Annotated in this window: 17 protein-coding genes; 13 read left to right on the forward strand and 4 right to left on the reverse strand. The window is 44.3% G+C overall.

Translation table 11 applies throughout. The features are described 5' to 3' along the window. The 8 genes from L3V23_RS14290 to trpS all read left to right on the forward strand — a co-directional run bounded on the left by L3V23_RS14290 (position 1) and on the right by trpS (position 8742). Positions 1-1743 carry a type IV pilus secretin PilQ family protein gene (locus tag L3V23_RS14290; protein WP_102966317.1) on the forward strand — a complete coding sequence of 581 codons (1743 nt, stop codon included), beginning with the start codon at positions 1-3 and terminating at the stop codon, positions 1741-1743. 186 nt (positions 1744-1929) lie between these two features. Further along, the gene (gene aroK, locus L3V23_RS14295; RefSeq protein ID WP_042485096.1) at positions 1930-2448 is read left to right on the forward strand and encodes a shikimate kinase AroK; all 519 of its coding nucleotides are present in this window, start codon (positions 1930-1932) and stop codon (positions 2446-2448) included. A 27-nt stretch (positions 2449-2475) separates the two neighbouring features. Next, positions 2476-3561 (forward strand): 3-dehydroquinate synthase, encoded by a 1086-nt coding sequence (gene aroB / locus L3V23_RS14300; RefSeq protein WP_102966316.1) that lies wholly within the window; start codon positions 2476-2478, stop codon positions 3559-3561. 46 nt (positions 3562-3607) lie between these two features. Next, positions 3608-5119 (forward strand): AAA family ATPase, encoded by a 1512-nt coding sequence (locus L3V23_RS14305; RefSeq protein ID WP_102966315.1) that lies wholly within the window; start codon positions 3608-3610, stop codon positions 5117-5119. 70 nt (positions 5120-5189) lie between these two features. Further along, positions 5190-6011 carry a Dam family site-specific DNA-(adenine-N6)-methyltransferase gene (locus tag L3V23_RS14310; RefSeq protein WP_042485105.1) on the forward strand — a complete coding sequence of 274 codons (822 nt, stop codon included), beginning with the start codon at positions 5190-5192 and terminating at the stop codon, positions 6009-6011. Between the two features lie 184 nt (positions 6012-6195). Next, complete coding sequence (gene rpe, locus L3V23_RS14315; RefSeq protein ID WP_042485107.1) at positions 6196-6870, forward strand: ribulose-phosphate 3-epimerase; 675 nt, start codon at positions 6196-6198, stop codon at positions 6868-6870. Between the two features lie 35 nt (positions 6871-6905). Beyond that, positions 6906-7586: a phosphoglycolate phosphatase gene (locus tag L3V23_RS14320; protein ID WP_102953974.1), complete on the forward strand. Its 681-nt coding sequence runs from the start codon at positions 6906-6908 to the stop codon at positions 7584-7586. 136 nt (positions 7587-7722) lie between these two features. Beyond that, positions 7723-8742, forward strand: a complete 1020-nt coding sequence (gene trpS, locus L3V23_RS14325; RefSeq protein ID WP_042485112.1) for a tryptophan--tRNA ligase — start codon at positions 7723-7725, stop codon at positions 8740-8742. Between the two features lie 79 nt (positions 8743-8821). On the opposite strand, the gene L3V23_RS14330 is transcribed toward trpS, so the two are convergent. Next, positions 8822-10096, reverse strand: coding sequence for an FAD/NAD(P)-binding oxidoreductase (locus L3V23_RS14330; protein WP_102966314.1), 1275 nt, complete (start codon positions 10094-10096; stop codon positions 8822-8824). A gap of 192 nt (positions 10097-10288) precedes the next feature. Here L3V23_RS14330 and L3V23_RS14335 point away from each other — a divergent pair, with 192 nt between their 5' ends. Next, complete coding sequence (locus tag L3V23_RS14335) at positions 10289-10867, forward strand: aminodeoxychorismate/anthranilate synthase component II (RefSeq protein ID WP_102962921.1); 579 nt, start codon at positions 10289-10291, stop codon at positions 10865-10867. Positions 10868-10926: 59 nt separating this feature from the next. On the opposite strand, the gene L3V23_RS14340 is transcribed toward L3V23_RS14335, so the two are convergent. Beyond that, complete coding sequence (locus L3V23_RS14340; RefSeq protein WP_146029421.1) at positions 10927-11202, reverse strand: hypothetical protein; 276 nt, start codon at positions 11200-11202, stop codon at positions 10927-10929. Positions 11203-11369: 167 nt separating this feature from the next. On the opposite strand from L3V23_RS14340, the gene L3V23_RS14345 reads away from it, so the two are divergent. From L3V23_RS14345 to L3V23_RS14360, 4 genes are all read left to right on the forward strand, one after another. Then, positions 11370-12581, forward strand: coding sequence for an aspartate aminotransferase family protein (locus tag L3V23_RS14345; RefSeq protein WP_102966313.1), 1212 nt, complete (start codon positions 11370-11372; stop codon positions 12579-12581). An 85-nt stretch (positions 12582-12666) separates the two neighbouring features. Further along, positions 12667-13686 carry an arginine N-succinyltransferase gene (gene astA, locus L3V23_RS14350; RefSeq protein ID WP_102966312.1) on the forward strand — a complete coding sequence of 340 codons (1020 nt, stop codon included), beginning with the start codon at positions 12667-12669 and terminating at the stop codon, positions 13684-13686. 20 nt (positions 13687-13706) lie between these two features. Beyond that, complete coding sequence (gene astD / locus L3V23_RS14355; RefSeq protein ID WP_102966311.1) at positions 13707-15164, forward strand: succinylglutamate-semialdehyde dehydrogenase; 1458 nt, start codon at positions 13707-13709, stop codon at positions 15162-15164. A 150-nt stretch (positions 15165-15314) separates the two neighbouring features. Beyond that, the gene (locus L3V23_RS14360) at positions 15315-16118 is read left to right on the forward strand and encodes a DUF1338 domain-containing protein (RefSeq protein ID WP_102966310.1); all 804 of its coding nucleotides are present in this window, start codon (positions 15315-15317) and stop codon (positions 16116-16118) included. Between the two features lie 103 nt (positions 16119-16221). On the opposite strand, the gene crp is transcribed toward L3V23_RS14360, so the two are convergent. Both crp and L3V23_RS14370 read right to left on the reverse strand, forming a co-directional pair. Next, on the reverse strand, positions 16222-16854 hold the full coding sequence (gene crp, locus L3V23_RS14365; RefSeq protein ID WP_004728582.1) for a cAMP-activated global transcriptional regulator CRP: 633 nt from the start codon (positions 16852-16854) through the stop codon (positions 16222-16224). Positions 16855-17094: 240 nt separating this feature from the next. Next, positions 17095-17964 (reverse strand): phosphoribulokinase, encoded by an 870-nt coding sequence (locus tag L3V23_RS14370; protein WP_042485131.1) that lies wholly within the window; start codon positions 17962-17964, stop codon positions 17095-17097. Between the last annotated feature and the right edge of the window lie 67 nt (positions 17965-18031).

Genomic DNA, 18031 nt, shown 5'->3' on the forward strand with positions numbered 1-18031 from the left:
ATGAATAAATGGCTTCAAATAGGGCTTCTAGCTCTCAGGCGTGTGTTGGTAACCACCAGTCTTTGTCTTACACCTGTGGTACTAGCAAATGGCGACAATGCGATTCCAAACCAACTCAACAATATTGATTTCAAAATTAATGCAGATAAAGCGGCGGTCATCATCATTGAGCTAGCCTCTGCATCGTCAGTTGTGGATGTCTCAAAAAACGACAAAGGTTTAAATGTTGAGCTAATCAATACACAAATTTCAGACGATAAACTGTTTGTTCTGGATGTCTCTGATTTCGCTACTGTTGTAGAGACTATTGAAGTATTTCGTCAGCAACCAAATGGTCTTCTTGAGGTGAAAGTGAAAGGGGATTATCAATACGACTACCAGCTAATTAAGAATGTATTAAAGGTGGTGATCCGCAAGTCTGAGCCACAACCTAAACAAGACAAGGAACCATTGTTAGAACAGGACAACAAGCCTATCTCGTTTAATTTTCAAGATATCCCTGTTCGCAATGTATTACAGCTCATTGCGGACTATAACGGCTTTAACCTCGTGGTTTCCGATTCGGTAACGGGCAATATGACACTGAGGTTGGATGGGGTGCCATGGCAAAAAGCACTCAATATCATTCTTGAAGCGAGAGGTTTGGACAAACGAATCGATGGTAACGTCATTTTGGTGGCACCAAAGAGCGAGCTTGACTTACGTGAGCAACAAGAACTAGAGAAGGCGCGAATGGAAGAAGCGTTGGGCGATTTACAGTCCGATATCATTAAAATTAGCTTTGCCAAAGCCTCAGATATTGCCGAGATGATTAATGGCGAAGGGACGCTAAGTATGCTTTCTGAAAGAGGTTCAATCAGTATTGACGAAAGAACTAATGCATTATTGATTCGTGAATTGCCAGAGAACATTAGCGTGATTCGAGACATCGTAACGTCTTTGGATGTGCCCGTGAAACAGGTTCAGATTGAAGCCCGAATCGTGACGGTCAATGAAGGTGACCTAGAAGAGCTTGGGGTTCGCTGGGGATTCACGTCAACTAATGGCAGTCATACATCCGGAGGAAGTATTGAAAGTAATCTGTTTGTCTCGGATCTGTATGAATCTGGTGGTGAAGGCGGTGATAGCGGGAAAGGTATGGTTCCGCTAGACGATTTTCTGAATGTAAATTTAGCCGCGACTACTGCGGGCGCATCAAGCATTGCTTTCCAACTTGCTAAGTTGGGTGCAGATACACTGTTGGATTTGGAGCTTTCTGCGTTGCAAAGAGAGTCTAAAGCCGAAATTATTTCCAGCCCGAGACTGATCACTACCAATAAGAAGCCTGCATATATCGAGCAAGGTACGGAATTACCTTATTTAGAAGCCTCTTCCAGCGGAGCGACCACCGTTTCGTTTCGTAAGGCGGTTTTGAGCTTAATGGTAACGCCACAAATAACACCCGATAACCGTTTGGTTCTCGACCTCAGTGTGACTCAAGACCGTGTAGGAGATGTCGTAAAAACAGGTACAGGTGAAGCAGTTGCGATTAATACGCAGAGAATCGGTACCCAAGTATTGGTCAACAATGGTGAAACAGTCGTATTGGGTGGTATTTTTCAGCACAGTCTAACCAGCTCGGTTGAGAAAGTGCCTTTATTAGGTGATCTTCCGCTATTAGGTGCTTTATTCCGTCGAAGCTACGAAAAAATGGGCAAAAGTGAACTACTAATATTCGTTACGCCTAAGGTGGTTATTCAATAACTTATCGCCTTTATTCATTATCAAAGAAAATTAAAGTTGCATTAGTGCCACCAGATCTAGATAATTTCGGGTCTTATCACGAAATATCTGTGAGGAATAGGTGCCACAAGCATTCCTATCGTTGACTTATGTCCGGCGAATTTTGTGGCGATGTCATTGAATTAACGTTGTAAATTACTGCTAAACATGGCTGAGAAACGCAATATTTTTCTTGTCGGTCCTATGGGCGCCGGCAAAAGTACAATTGGTCGACACCTAGCTCAACAACTGCATATGGAGTTTTTAGACTCTGATACAGTGATCGAAGAGCGCACTGGTGCAGATATCGCATGGGTATTTGATGTTGAAGGTGAAGAAGGTTTCCGCAAGCGCGAAGAAACTGTGATTAACGATCTCACCGAACAGCAAGGTATCGTTTTAGCGACGGGTGGTGGCTCAGTATTGAGCAAAGAAAACCGTAACCGCCTATCTGCACGTGGTATTGTCGTATATTTAGAAACCACCATTGAAAAGCAACTTGCTCGCACAAACCGCGACAAAAAGCGCCCTTTGCTACAAACGGATAGCCCGCGAGAAGTTTTAGAAAGTCTCGCTGATGATCGTAACCCACTGTATGAAGAAATCGCGGATATTACCGTGCGTACAGATGATCAAAGTGCAAAAGTGGTAGCCAACCAGATCGTAAAAATGCTAGAAGAACATTAATTTGTTCTTTTTATTGGAGTGCAGACCATGGAACGGATCACGGTCAGCTTAGGTGAACGTAGCTACCCAATCTCAATTGGTGCCGGATTATTTAATGATCCGGCTCTTCTTTCTCTTTCCCCAAAACAAAAAGTCGTTGTCATCACTAACCATACAGTGGCGCCACTGTATGCGGATAAGATCACAGCGTTACTCGACCAGAAAGGTTGTATCAGTTCTGTCTTAGAGCTGCCTGACGGTGAAAAATACAAAACCTTAGAAACATTCAATACGGTTTTGAGCTTCCTGCTTGAGCATAATCACAGCCGAGATGTTGTTATTATTGCTTTGGGCGGCGGTGTTATTGGCGACCTTGTTGGTTTTGCTGCGTCTTGCTACCAGCGTGGTGTCGATTTTATTCAGATACCGACGACCTTGCTTTCTCAAGTGGACTCTTCTGTTGGTGGTAAAACCGCAGTTAACCATCCTCTGGGTAAAAACATGATCGGTGCGTTTTACCAACCGAAAGCGGTCATCATCGATACAAACTGTCTTGCCACTCTTCCTGAGCGAGAATTCGCCGCAGGCATGGCTGAAGTGATCAAGTATGGTATCATCTACGACGAAGCTTTTTTCGTTTGGTTAGAACAACATATGGATGAACTCTATGCGTTGGATGTGCAAGCTCTGACGTATGCGATTGCTCGTTGTTGCCAGATTAAAGCAGAAGTTGTTGCTCAAGATGAAAAAGAGTCAGGCATTCGTGCATTGTTGAATTTAGGTCATACATTCGGTCACGCGATTGAAGCGGAGCTGGGTTATGGCAACTGGTTACATGGCGAGGCGGTTTCTGCTGGCACCATGATGGCGGCGAAAACTGCCCAACTACAAGGTTTAATTACCGAACAACAAGTTGAGCGAATCCTATCTATATTTAAAAGAGCAAAATTACCGGTACATACCCCAGAAAGTATGTCTTTCGATGACTTCATGAAACATATGATGCGCGATAAGAAAGTACTAGCGGGTGAGTTACGTTTGGTATTACCAACCAGCATTGGTACTTCTGACGTAGTGAAAGGCGTGCCGGAAACCATTATTGAGCAGGCGATAGATTATTGCCGCACCCTATAGCGGGGTGCTTACTTCAGGGTAATGCTGTTTTCCTTTAGGATGAACGATGAATTTGGCACATGTACTGGAGTTAGATTCTCAGACCGAGTTACTGGAGCGTTTGCAGCTTCTTACTCGTTTTAGCTCAAATTTAATCAATGTTTGTGGTAGCCAAGGTGCAGGTAAATCTTGGCTGGCACAGCGTTACCTTGAAGCGTGGGCAAATGACAAGAATCAGTCTTTGCTCATGTGTCATCCTAATCAAGACGACGAACAACGCCGTACCACCATTCTCTCTCAGCTTAGCTCTGAATCTCTGTTCAATCCCAAAGACTCTCTAGTCGAAAGTTTTTCACACCTGTTCGATCAGACGCAATGCGACATTGTGGTTGTGATTGATGATGCGCACTTGTTGTCTGAGACGTTGGTCTCTGAATTGTGGATGTGGATCTTAGAATCTCAAACCAATCCATTATGGACAGTGAACGTAGTATTATTCGCTCAGTCTACCGGTTTAGACGCCGTCCTAACGCGTTTAAGCTACGGACAGGAACATAAACCAGTTGATTTAGAAGTTGAACTTTTAAGCCGTGATGAAGCAGATCGCTTGTTTGAACAACGAGTTATGCGTTATGTTGATGATGAACATGAACGCCGCGTAAGAGCTGCTTATAAAAAAGTGAAAAACTTACCGGGAGAAATTATGGCGCTGGGAGAACAGAAAATGGAAAAACGTATTGTGATTCGTTCAATCATTGGCTCGCCAATGAAAGCCGCGCTACTGGTACTGGCACTAATTCTATTGATTGGTGGTGGTTACTGGTGGTGGTTATCACAACCTTCTCCAGACGACAAAGCGCAGCAACTGACACTGACAAAAGAACAAACGGTTATTCCTACGCTGAATGAAGATAGTCAGACGGTGGACACGAACAACGAAGCCGACAGTAACTCGTCTAGTCTAACAAGCAATGGTGCTACTGATGATTCTGGTGCGCTTCCTCCAGATGTTGTTGAGGATAAACAGGGCGTGGGTATGTCTGATGACGAACAACAACGCGTTGTCATCACGTCTGATGTCGTTGATGCGCTGCTAGAAGGCAAACCAGAAAACGTTGATACTTCGAAGATTGATAATCTAGTGGAAGAAAGTGCGGTTCCTCAAACCTCTGGCTCTCAAACCACTGAAACATCTACACCAGCGCAGACGGTAGATATCGAACAACCTAAACAAGCTGAGCCTCAAGTCGCACCAGCGGCTGAAGTGAAAATTACCTTCTCGTTTGCACGTGAAGAGTTAAAAGCGATGTCTCCTCGTAGCTATACCTTGCAATTGGCTGCGGTAAATTCGCTTCCTGATGCGCAGCGCTTTATCAATCAGTATCAGTTACAAGGCAAAGTCAATGTTTACCCAACATTAAGAAATGATGTGGAATGGTACATCATTACTTATAGCAACTATCCAACCATCCAGTTGGCAAGAGATGCGGTGGAAACCTTGTCGAAACCTTTGCAACAACTTGGTCCTTGGGCAAAATCATTAAGCCAAGTGCATAGAGAGATAGATCGTGCGAAATAAACCTGAGCTCACTGATAAAATGTGTTACATTTCGCAGCCTTATTTTTGTGGTAAAGAATTAGAGCAGTAGATGAAAAAGCAGCGTGCCTTTCTGAAATGGGCTGGTGGTAAATATGGCCTAGTCGAAGACATCCAACGCCACTTACCATCTGCTGAAGAGTTGGTAGAACCATTTGTTGGTGCAGGCTCTATATTCTTGAACACAGAGTATAAGCACTATCTGTTGGCGGATATCAACCCAGATTTGGTCAATCTCTACAATCTGTTGAAAGAGAGCCCACAGCACTATATTTCAGAAGCCAAACGTTGGTTTGTGGCTGAGAACAACCGCAAAGAGTTCTATCTCGATGTTCGTTCGCAGTTTAATCGTACTGATGATGTTTTGTATCGTTCACTGGCATTCTTATATATGAACCGTTTTGGATTTAACGGTCTTTGCCGTTACAACAAAAAAGGCGGATTCAACGTCCCATTTGGCTCGTATAAAAAACCTTATTTCCCTGAATCAGAGCTGGAATTTTTTGCTCAGAAAGCACAGAGAGCTACCTTTATCTGCGCGGGATATGAAGAGACATTCCGTAAAGCTGCTAGTAACAGTGTGATTTACTGTGATCCACCGTATGCGCCATTGTCAAACACGGCGAACTTCACCTCTTATTCAGGTGCCGGTTTTACGTTAGATGACCAAGCTGCTTTGGCGGATATCGCAGAAAAAACCGCGACAGAACGTAATATTCCAGTCTTGATTTCTAACCACGATACGATTTTGACCCGCCGTTTGTATCACGGTGCTCAGTTAAATGTGGTTAAAGTGAAGCGTACCATTAGCCGTAACGGCTCGGGACGTAACAAAGTGGATGAGCTGTTAGCTCTGTTCAAAGCGGGTTGTTAACGGTCGCAATTAGTTGTTAAAGCATGGGAAGGTTTCCTTATACGAATCTTCCCCAAGTCTCTTCCTATCATATCCCTTCTTCGATAAACGAAAAAACCTTAACGCTAGGATCTAAAGCCACCCTTAGGTAGAATGTCGCACACATTGTGTTCAGCTTGCATTCAATAAGCCTAAGAGGTCAGGTATGAAAGATTTTCTCATTGCTCCATCCATTCTTTCCGCAGATTTAGCTCGTCTGGGAGAAGACGTCGAAAAAGCGCTCGCAGCGGGTGCTGACGTTGTGCACTTTGATGTGATGGATAATCACTACGTACCTAACCTGACTTTTGGTGCACCGATTTGTAAAGCTCTGCGTGACTATGGCATTACCGCCCCAATCGACGTGCATTTGATGGTTAAGCCGGTCGATCGCATCATTCCTGATTTTGCTAAAGCGGGCGCATCAATGATTACTTTCCATGTGGAAGCTTCAGAGCACGTTGACCGCACACTGCAACTGATTAAAGAACACGGCTGTAAAGCGGGCGTGGTTTTAAACCCTGCGACATCGTTAAGTCACTTGGATTACCTGATGGATAAAGTAGATATGATTCTGCTTATGTCGGTAAACCCAGGTTTTGGCGGACAGTCATTCATTCCTCACACTTTGGATAAACTGCGCGCGGTGCGTAAGTTGATTGATGAAAGTGGCCGTGACATTCGCTTAGAAGTGGATGGTGGCGTGAAAGTGGATAACATTCGTGAAATCGCTGAAGCAGGTGCAGATATGTTTGTTGCTGGCTCAGCTATTTTTGACCAACCAGATTACAAAGCAGTCATTGATGACATGCGCGCTGAACTGGCTCGTGTTGAAAAATAATTATTAATACAAAGAGAAAGTTAGGGAAGTAGATAGTGAACCAAATTAAGCTGATAGCTTTTGATTTAGATGGCACTTTATTAGATAGCGTTCCAGATTTAGCCGTTGCAGCTGACCAAGCAGCACAAGCGTTAGGTTACCCTGGTGTCACTGAAGTTGAAGTGAGAGATTACGTTGGCAACGGTGCTGATATTCTTATCGGCAGAACTCTGAGTCGCAGCCTGGTGATCGATCCTGAATTGGATAAAGATGTGCATGCAAAAGCTCGTGAGCTGTTTGATGATTTTTACGAAAAAACAGGGCACAAGCTAAGTCACCTTTACAGCAATGTGAAAGAGACGCTAGCCTCTCTGCATCAAGCGGGTTTCACTTTGGCGTTGGTCACCAACAAACCATCAAAGTTTGTTCCTCACGTACTGGAACAACACAACATTGCTCAGTACTTTACTGATGTGATTGGTGGTGACACTTTCCCAAATAAAAAGCCTGACCCTATGGCTTTAAACTGGCTTTTGGAAAAGCACCAAGTTGATGCTAGCCAAATGCTGATGGTAGGCGACTCTAAGAACGACATTCTTGCGGCCAAAAACGCGGGTTGTGCATCGTTTGGTTTAACTTACGGTTACAACCACGGTGAGCCTATTGCGAATGCTAAGCCAGATTTTGTCGCTGATGATATTGCACAATTACTCGATATCGTTGCAGTTTCGGCATAAAAACCATTTTCTAAACTAGAAAAATACTCGTTAATGAGTACACTGCTAAATCGCGCTGAAATAATCAGGTATAGACCGAATCAGCGCATTAGATTGTTAGACCTTTATTCTTATTAGTAACAAGGAAATCATACCCATGAGCAAACCCATCGTATTGAGTGGTGTTCAGCCATCCGGCGAACTAAGTATCGGTAACTACTTGGGTGCTCTACGTCAATGGCAACAAATGCAAGATGACTATGATTGCCAATACTGCGTTGTTGATTTACATGCAATTACGGTTCGCCAAGATCCTAAAGCACTGCATGAAGCGACTCTGGACGCGTTGGCGATTTGTTTGGCAGTTGGTGTTGATCCGAAGAAGAGCACGCTTTTTGTTCAGTCTCACGTACCGGAGCATGCTCAACTTGGTTGGGTATTGAACTGTTACACCCAGATGGGTGAGCTGAGCCGTATGACTCAGTTTAAAGACAAATCAGCACGTTATGCTAATGATGTGAACGCTGGTCTATTTAATTACCCAGTGCTGATGGCAGCTGATATTCTGCTTTATGGTGCGCACCAAGTTCCTGTGGGCAGTGACCAGAAGCAACACTTAGAGTTGGCACGTGACATCGCAACGCGTTTTAACAACATCTATGCGCCAGAAGCGCCAATCTTCACAGTACCAGAGCCTTATATCCCAACGGTCAATGCACGTGTGATGAGCTTGCAGGATGCAACGAAGAAGATGTCTAAATCAGACGATAACCGTAAAAACGTAATTACTCTGCTGGAAGACCCTAAGTCGATCATCAAGAAGATCAACAAAGCACAAACCGATACAGAAACACCTCCACGTATTGCACACGATGTGCAGAATAAAGCGGGTATTTCTAACCTAATGGGTTTGTACTCTGCGGCAACAGGTAAAACTTTTGCTGAGATTGAAGCAGAGTATGCAGGTGTTGAAATGTACGGTCCGTTTAAGAAAGATGTTGGCGAAGCCTTGGTCGCTATGCTTGAACCTGTACAGGCGGAATACGCACGTATCCGTAACGATCGCGAATACTTAAACAGTGTTATGCGTGATGGCGCGGAAAAGGCATCGGCTCGTGCACTGCAAACGCTGAAAAAAGTATACGAAGCGGTTGGTTTTGTTGCGCGTCCATACTAATTTCGTGTTGTACCGATAATCGGTTTCAATATCAGAAGGCCAGCATTTGCTGGCCTTTGTTGTATCTAACGTATCTGGATTACTCTTTAGTTCGGGTAATTCCGGCGGCTTTGAGAATGTACTTTTCATAAATAGGCTCGCTGGTGCCTTTTTTCACTTTGTAGAGGAAGTATTTCTCATAGGCAATTTTGGCGATGTGAACCCATTGCCCCATTGAGGTCCAGTTGGTATTGCGTGGCGGGTTTTGTGGAAGCGCTATAAACGCAGCACCTTTATCGCCCATGTCAGCCAAACACAGCGCATTCAATGTAGGTTTTGTATGCATTTCTTCGCCTCGTTCTAGGCTAAGAATGTTTTCGACAATAGCGGTGGTCATCGATTCAATCATAAACCCCGTCTTTGGCGCGCCCACAGGAACGGGCGTTTCTTCCAATGGTGGAATGGCGACGCAAACTCCAGCAGCAAAAATCTCCGGATAAACAGGACTACGCTGGAACTGGTCTGTAATGACAAAACCTTTCGGATTACAAAGTTCAGGAACAGCCGCTACAGCAGGAGATCCTTTAAATGGCGGTAAGAACATCGCCATGGAGAAGGGGAGGTTATGCTCGAAATCCACTTCGCCTTTGCGGTTGAGTTCTTCGATATGCGCCATACCCGATTCAAACTCTTTGACCCTAGAGTTACATATCCATTTGATTCCGCGTTCACGGAACTCATGCTCCATAAGCGCTTTTGAGTCACCGACACCACCCAATCCCATATGACCAATATAAGGTTCGTTGGTCACAAAGGTAATGGGTACTTGATCTCTGACTTTGAGCTTACGCAGATGAGTTTCCAATGAAAGAATGTATTCGTAAGCAGGGCCGAAGCAGCTTGCACCTTGTAGTGCACCGACAAGAACGGAGCCAGGGTTTTTAACCAACTCTTCTAATGCCTGATGTGATTTTACCGCGTGGTCGACAGTACAGATCGATTGAGTAAATCCGTTGTCTGGTCCGGCACCTGTTACGGCTTCGAATGCCAACTTAGGCCCAGTACAAATAGCCAGATAGTCATAGCTGTATTCGTTACCGTCACCTGTGATTAAGCGTTTCTCTTTCGGTAAGATCTCTGCAACCCCAGAGGTATTGAATGGGATATTGAATTTATCCACATAAGGTCTGAGATCGAGTACGACCTGTTCTTTTTTTCTTTCGCCTAACGCAACCCAAGGGTTTGATGGAATAAAGTGAAATTCTTCACTTTCATTAATGATCATAACTTCATGGTCTTTGGGCAGTTTTTGTCTCAGTTCATACACGATTGACATACCGCCTAAACCGGCACCGATAACTATTGTCCTTTTCATTCTCTCGTCCTTTTTATTAAATTAGAATTATCTAATTTAATGTTAGCTAATTAATGGAAGGTTAGAGAGAATTGTTTAAAAAATGTGCGCAGAGAGCGATTGTCAATGTAACACCAGTAAACTTATTGATTGAATCTTAGCGGTGGATTCGTAGAATGCGGGGTGTTTTCATTGCAACAGATACCTTGGCTTATGCTACTCATCATCGATAACTACGACTCTTTTACGTATAACTTGTACCAATACTTCTGCGAGCTTGGTGCTGACGTGAAAGTTGTGCGCAATGATGAGATCACCTTGCAACAGATTGAGGATTTGAACCCTTCCCATCTCGTTATTTCTCCGGGACCTTGTACACCTAATGAAGCTGGAATCTCTTTAAAAGCGATTGAATACTTTGCCGGAAAATTGCCGATTCTGGGTGTCTGCCTAGGGCACCAAGCGATAGCACAGGTATTTGGTGGAGAAGTGGTTCGTGCGCGCCAAGTGATGCACGGAAAAACTTCGCCAATTACGCACACGGGTAAAAGTGTTTTCGCTGGTTTGAATAATCCTCTCACTGTGACTCGTTATCACTCTTTGGTAGTGAAAACGGATTCTCTACCAGAATGTCTAGAGGTAACCGCATGGACTGAATTACCTGATGGTAGTCTGGATGAAATCATGGGTTATCAACATAAGAGCTTACCGATTGATGCGGTTCAGTTTCATCCTGAATCGATCAAGACAGAACAGGGCCACGAGCTGCTTGCCAACTTTCTGCGCCGCTAGAGTCTTCGGTTGTTAAATATAACTATTTGTCGGAAGTAGAGGCTATTTCTCAGGTCTAATTACTGCATAACTACTATTTGTGGAGTAATTACCGCTGCTGCAATATTTTTCTGTAGCAAATAAGTGAACTTTTCCTGACCGCGATCACTATTCTTCATTTTCCTAATATCAAAAATACGATTTGTCTTTGATGCAATTTTATTCGTGATATTTCCTCTCGATTTATCCGGACTCCTTGTTTCTAATGGGGTTCGACTAATTATTTTGTGACGGAATAAAGAAAATACTTCATAAAAGCGATGGCTTGTTGCATAAATACTCAACGGTGGTGTCATTTATCAGTCTGAAAATGGCTGACAAAGGATAAATCACTATTGAAATAGTTAATAATTTGTAAATACAATGCTGCATTAACTGAAATGCAATACAAAATTTCAAGCTTATACTTTTGTAGTTAGGTCGACGATCTACAAAGCATGCGGTATCAAGAAAGGGACGAACAATGACAACTGAAATTAATGTAGAACGCGGTCTGTTTGATGAGGTAATGGTACCTTGCTACAACCCGATGGAATTCATCCCGGTTAAGGGACAAGGCTCACGAGTATGGGATCAACAAGGCAATGAGTACATTGACTTTGCTGGTGGTATCGCTGTGAGTTGTTTAGGTCATTGTCACCCTGCGTTGGTTAAAGCGTTGACTGAACAAGGCAACAAGCTTTGGCACCTAAGCAACGTTATGACAAATGAACCTGCATTGCGTTTGGCGAAGAAACTGACACAAGTCAGCTTTGCAGAAAAAGTGTTCTTTTCGAACTCTGGTGCAGAAGCAAACGAAGCAGCACTAAAGCTAGCTCGTCGTTATGCTGCAGATAAATTCGGCCCTGAAAAATCTGAAATCATCGCATTTAAACAAGGTTTCCACGGTCGTACTTTCTTTACCGTCACTGTCGGTGGCCAAGCGGCTTACTCTGATGGCTTTGGTCCAAAACCGGGTGATATTACTCACCTTGAGTACAACAACGTTGAAGCGTTGCGTGCACACATCTCAGATCGTACTTGTGCTGTGATGATCGAGCCGCTTCAAGGTGAAGGTGGTATTGTGTCTCCAACACCTGAGTTCATTCAAACTGTTCGTGAGTTGTGTGATAAGCACAATGCACTACTGATTTTTGATGAAGTTCAAACAGGTAACGGTCGTACTGGTCACTTCTTCGCTTATCAAGGTCTAGGCATTACTCCTGATATTTTAAGTACTGCTAAGTCTCTTGGTGGTGGTTTCCCTATCGGCGCAATGCTAACCACTACTGAGCTGGCTGAGCACTTTAAGCCAGGTACTCACGGTTCTACATACGGTGGTAACCCACTAGCATGTGCGGTTGCAGAAGCGGTAGTAGACATCATCAGCCAGCCAGAAACTCTAGCGGGTGTTATTGAGCGTGAAGCACTGTTCCGTGAAGGTTTAGAGAAGATCAATGCTAAGTACAATGTGTTCTCTGAAGTTCGTGGTAAAGGTTTGCTTCTTGGCGCAGCTCTAAATGAAGAGTGGCAAGGTCGTGCGCGTGACATTCTTGTTGCTGCTGGTAAACAAGGTTTGATGATTCTGATGGCGGGTGCAAACGTGGTACGTATGACACCATCACTCATTATCGAAAAAGAAGAAATAGAAGAAGGCTTAGCGCGTTTGGAGAAAGCAATCGCATCACTTGTGTAAAAATTAAGCTACGAGGCTCACCCAATCGAGTGAGCCTACAAGGGCCTAATGATTAGGCCCTAAATGCATCTGGAGGGAAGTATTGATGCTAGTTGTACGCCCAATTTCTATGTCCGATTACGACGCGTTGCACACTTGTGCTGTCGAATCTGGTCATGGTTTCACTTCATTACCGGTTAACGAAGAACTGTTAACCAACCGTATCAAACACTCTGAATACAGTTTTACTAAACCAGACGTTACTTCACCATCGGATGAAGGCTACCTGATGGTCGGTTTTGATTCAGAAACGGGTGAAGTGGCTGGGACAACGGGAATTGAAGCCGCTGTCGGTTGGGATGTTCCGTTTTATTCTTATCACATCAGCACCATAGTGCATTCATCACCAAAGCTGAATGTAAACAATGTGGTTAAGTTGCTGACTTTTGGCAATAACTACACTGGTTGTTCGGAAATCTGCACACTGTTTTTACGCCCAGAATTTCGTCAAGGTCTCAACGGCAGACTGATGTCTAAATGCCGATTCTTGATGATGGTCGAACACCCACATCGATTCTCCAAGACTATTTTCGCTGAGATGCGTGGTGTTTCCGACGAAGATGGCAATTCGCCATTCTGGCAATGGCTGCAAGAACACTTTTTCTCAATTGATTTCACTATGGCTGACTATCTGACCGGCATTGGTAAGAAAGGTTTTATTGCGGATTTGATGCCTAAACTGCCGATATATATCAACTTGCTCAGCAAAGAAGCACAGGAAGTGATTGGTCAGGTGCATGAAAAGACACGACCTGCTCTTAAATTGTTGGAGAAGGAAGGGTTTACTTGTCGCAATTATGTCGACATCTTTGATGCGGGCCCAAGTGTGGAGTGTGATATCAACAATATCGACTCGGTGCGTAACTCAGTTCGAGTGAAGGTTATTATTGCTGAACACTCAAGCTCGCAAGATTTTTTAATCTGTAATACATCGTTTGAAAACTTTCGAGCGACCGCCGCAAAAGCAGCATTCAACCGTGAAAACGGCAGCGCAATTATCTCTCCAAAAGTAGCAAATGCACTGAAAGTAGATAATGGCGACTTTATTCGAATTTTGGCTCAGTAAAAGAATTTAAGGAACACATTATGACTCAGTGGATCGCAGGACAGTGGTTGGAAGGTAAGGGTGAAATGCTTTCATCTTCAAGCCCTTATAACGATGAGGTCATTTGGCAAGGTCAAAGTGCAACACAAGAGCAAGTAGAAGAAGCCGTTGCTTCTGCTCGCAATGCATTTGTTAGCTGGAAAAAACTGCCTTTCGCAGAGCGTGAGAAAGTGGTTCTCGCTTTTGCGGAAAAAATTAAAGAGAACAGCGAGCAAATTGCAGAAGTGATCGCGAAAGAAACGGGTAAACCAATTTGGGAAACTCGCACTGAAGCGGCTGCGATGGCTGGCAAAATTGCTATCTCTATTCGTGCGTACCATGACCGCACTGGCGAAACCGTGCGTGAAGCTGCGGGCAACCAAATTGTTCTGCGCCACCGCCCACTGGGTGTTATGGCTGTGTTTGGTCCTTACAACTTCCCTGGCCACTTACCGAATGGGCACATTGTTCCTGCTCTTCTTGCGGGTAATACTGTTGTGTTCAAACCTTCAGAGCAAACACCATGGACGGCAGAAGTCACTATGAAGCTCTGGGAAGCCGCTGGTTTACCAACGGGTGTTATCAACCTAGTTCAAGGCGGCAAAGAGACTGGTATTGCTTTGGCTCAGTCTAAAGGGATTGATGGCCTGTTGTTTACGGGTAGCGCGAATACAGGGCACATTCTTCATCGCCAGTTTGCTGGTCAGCCAGACAAGATGCTGGCGCTAGAGATGGGTGGTAACAACCCAATGGTAATTTCTGAGAATTTTGGTGAGTTGAACGCAACGGTTTACACCATTATTCAATCTGCATTTATCAGTGCTGGTCAACGTTGTACTTGTGCGCGTCGTCTGTATGTTCCTGTGGGTGCGAAAGGTGATGAACTGGTTGCTCGCTTAGTAGAAGCGACGAAGAAGCTGCGTATGGATCAGCCATTTGCTGAGCCAGCACCATTTATGGGGCCTCAAATCTCTAAAGCGGCGGCGGACTTCATTCTTAATGCCCAAGCCAACCTACAATCCCTAGGTGGTAAGAGCCTTGTTGAAGCGCAAAGCAAAGGTGCTGCGTTCGTATCACCGGGTATCATTGATGTTACGCCAATCGCGCAACTGCCTGACGAAGAATACTTCGGCCCATTACTGCAATTGGTTCGCTACAAAACTTTAGAGCAAGCAGTTGAGCTGGCTAACGATACTCGCTTTGGTCTGTCTGCTGGCTTAGTTACAACAGAAGATGCGGAGTGGGAATACTTTGTTGACCATATTCGCGCAGGTATCGTGAACCGCAACCGTCAGCTAACGGGTGCAAGTGGTGATGCTCCATTTGGTGGTCCGGGTGCTTCGGGTAACTTACGTCCAAGTGCATTCTACGCGGCGGACTACTGTGCATACCCAATGGCGTCAATGGAAGGTTCTGCAACCGAGCTTCCAGCGACACTAAGCCCAGGTGTAGAGCTATAACAAAGTTATTCAGGCTTCATCGAAAGGTGAAGCCTGTTTGTTTAAACCTGAAAACCAATAACCACTTAAATCTATAAAAGAATAGTAACCGGCTTTAGTTAGCCTCTTTTCCAATCCAATACGTCGTGTTCATGAAGCCAAGGAGGCACTATGACGCCAGAAGTTCTGTTTCAATCATTGTGGAATGATTACATCACTCGCCTTTGTCCTTCTGCAGATAAAGTCCATAGCTTGTTAGAAGAAGATGAAGCGCTAATCAATGACCATATTGCACTACGTACTTTCAATGTTGCTCCTCTTGGTCTAGAAACGTTAGCAAAACCTTTCTTAGCCCTCGGCTACAAAGATTGTGGCGATTATGTTTTTGAAAGCAAAAAGCTGGTTGCTAAACACTTTGAGCATCCGGATCCGCTTCAGCCAAAAGTATTCATCAGTGAACTGAAAGTTGAAGAGTGTTCACCACAGCTTCAAGAGATAGTTGCCAAGCTGGTTGAGCAAGTAGATGCAACTAAGCTCGAAGGTGATGCATTCCTTTATGGAGGTCGTTTGTGGGACATCAGTTTTGCTGATTACCAGTTGCTGGCAGAAGAGAGCGAGTATGCTTCTTGGTTAGCTGCGCATGGTTATGGGGCTAACCACTTTACAGTTAACGTAAACCAGCTCAAGGCATTTACAGAAGTAAAACAAGTGAATGACCATTTGCGTGGCGCAGGTTTTACTATCAATGAATCGGGCGGTGAAGTGAAAGGAACGCCAGAAGTATTGCTTGAGCAGTCTTCAACTATGGCAGATAAAGTTCCAGTAGTATTCAGTGATGGTACTGAAACGGTTCCTGGTGGATTCTACGAGTTTGCGAAACGTTATCCAATGGCAAACGGAGAGCTATATACTGGCTTCGTAGCTGCGTCTGCGGATAAGATTTTTGAAAGTACCGATAGTAAATCTCTTGCCTAGTTAAGAGTGATCACTTACCGAGCTTTATGTGTTAGCGAATAGAGCAGAAAAAAGAAAAGCCACCAGAAGGTGGCTTTTGAATTTTGTGTAATAGCGTTAGCTATTAACGAGTTCCGTACACAACGATAGTCTTACCGTGAGCTGAAATTAGATTCTGCTCTTCAAGCATCTTCAGAATACGACCTACTGTCTCACGAGAACAGCCAACGATTTGACCGATTTCTTGACGAGTGATCTTGATCTGCATGCCGTCTGGGTGAGTCATTGCGTCAGGCTGTTTCGCTAGGTTAAGAAGCGTTTGTGCAATGCGGCCTGTTACGTCTAGGAACGCAAGGTCACCAACTTTCTGGCTTGTTACTTGTAGACGACGAGCCATCTGACCAGAAAGACGCATTAAAATATCTGGGTTAACTTGGATAAGCTGACGGAACTTCTTAAATGAAATTTCAGCAACTTCACATGGAGATTTAGCTCGAACCCATGCTGTACGCTCTTGACCTTCTTCAAACAAGCCAAGTTCACCGATGAAGTCACCTTGGTTTAGGTAAGAAAGGATCATTTCCTTTCCTTCTTCATCTTTAATCAGTACCGCAACAGAACCTTTAACAATGTAGTACAAAGTTTCTGCTTTCTCGCCCGCGTGAATCAGCGTGCTTTTTGAAGGGTACTTATGAATGTGACAATGTGAAAGAAACCACTCTAATGTTGGGTCGGTTTGAGGTTTACCTAGAACCATAATATCTCACTTCCTCTGCAGGGTACGCTTGCTGCTATCCATATTTAGCAAAGCTTAAAATAGATTTACTAGAATAAGAGGACTTTATGGTCGCTGCAAGCTATCTTGTGTTTCGGTTAAGAATAGTATCCTTTTTCAGCGACATTTTCTTGATTTTAATCGTGTCCCTACCTTGATTTTTTACGCAAAAATGTGCACATGGTCACGGTATGGAAACTAAACGCAAAAACCTTGTTTCGATTAGCCGATTTTCCCCGTTTCAATGAGTTGCTGTAGGATTGGTCTTACAATCAATTCCATGGCAAAACTCATTTTTCCTCCCGGAACCACAATGGTGTTGTGGCGAGACATAAAAGAGCCGTCGATCATTGCCAGTAAGTATGGGAAGTCGACATTTTTAATTCCACGTAGGCGAATGACTACAAAACTTTCGTCCAGACTAGGAATGCCTTTGGCATTCAGTGGGTTGGATGTATCTACGGTCGGCACCCGTTGAAAGTTAATATGCGTGCGCGAAAATTGTGGTGTGATGTAGTTGAGATAGTCATCCATTGAGCGAACTATCGAATCCATCACGGCTTCGCGCGAGTGCCCCCGGTCACGGGTGTCACGGACGTATTTTTGAATCCACTCAAGGTTAACAATCGGTACCATGCCAATCAGGAAATCGACATGCTGCGCCACATTAACCTCACCGTCTACTACACCGCCGTGTAGCCCTTCATAGAAGAGTACGTCTGTACTAGCTGGAAGCTCTTGCCATGGAGTGAATGTTCCGGGCATTTGGTTATAAGGTACGGCCTCATCAAAGGTGTGCAGATAGCGTCGGATTTGGCCTGTGCCTGCTTTACCGTATTGACGGAAAAACTCGCTCAAAGCGCCAAAGTCGTTGGCTTCTGGGCCGAAGTAGCTGATATGACGACCCTGTTCGCGGGCTTTACGGATTTCAATATCCATTTCTGGACGAGTGAAACGGTGAAAACTATCACCTTCAACCCAAGCGGGTTTAACACTCATCATGTTGAACATTTTACGGAATGCTTCTGACGTTGTAGTAGTGCCTGCACCTGATGAACCAGTTACGGCAATAATTGGGTGTTTTGCTGACATGACTAACCTTGTCCAAAAATCCTATAATAAGGCGCTGAAATCTGTTCATCGCCCGAGTTGAAGCCAC

The sequence above is a fragment of the Vibrio sp. A1-b2 genome (assembly GCF_021726015.1).
Lineage (GTDB): Bacteria > Pseudomonadota > Gammaproteobacteria > Enterobacterales > Vibrionaceae > Vibrio > Vibrio diazotrophicus.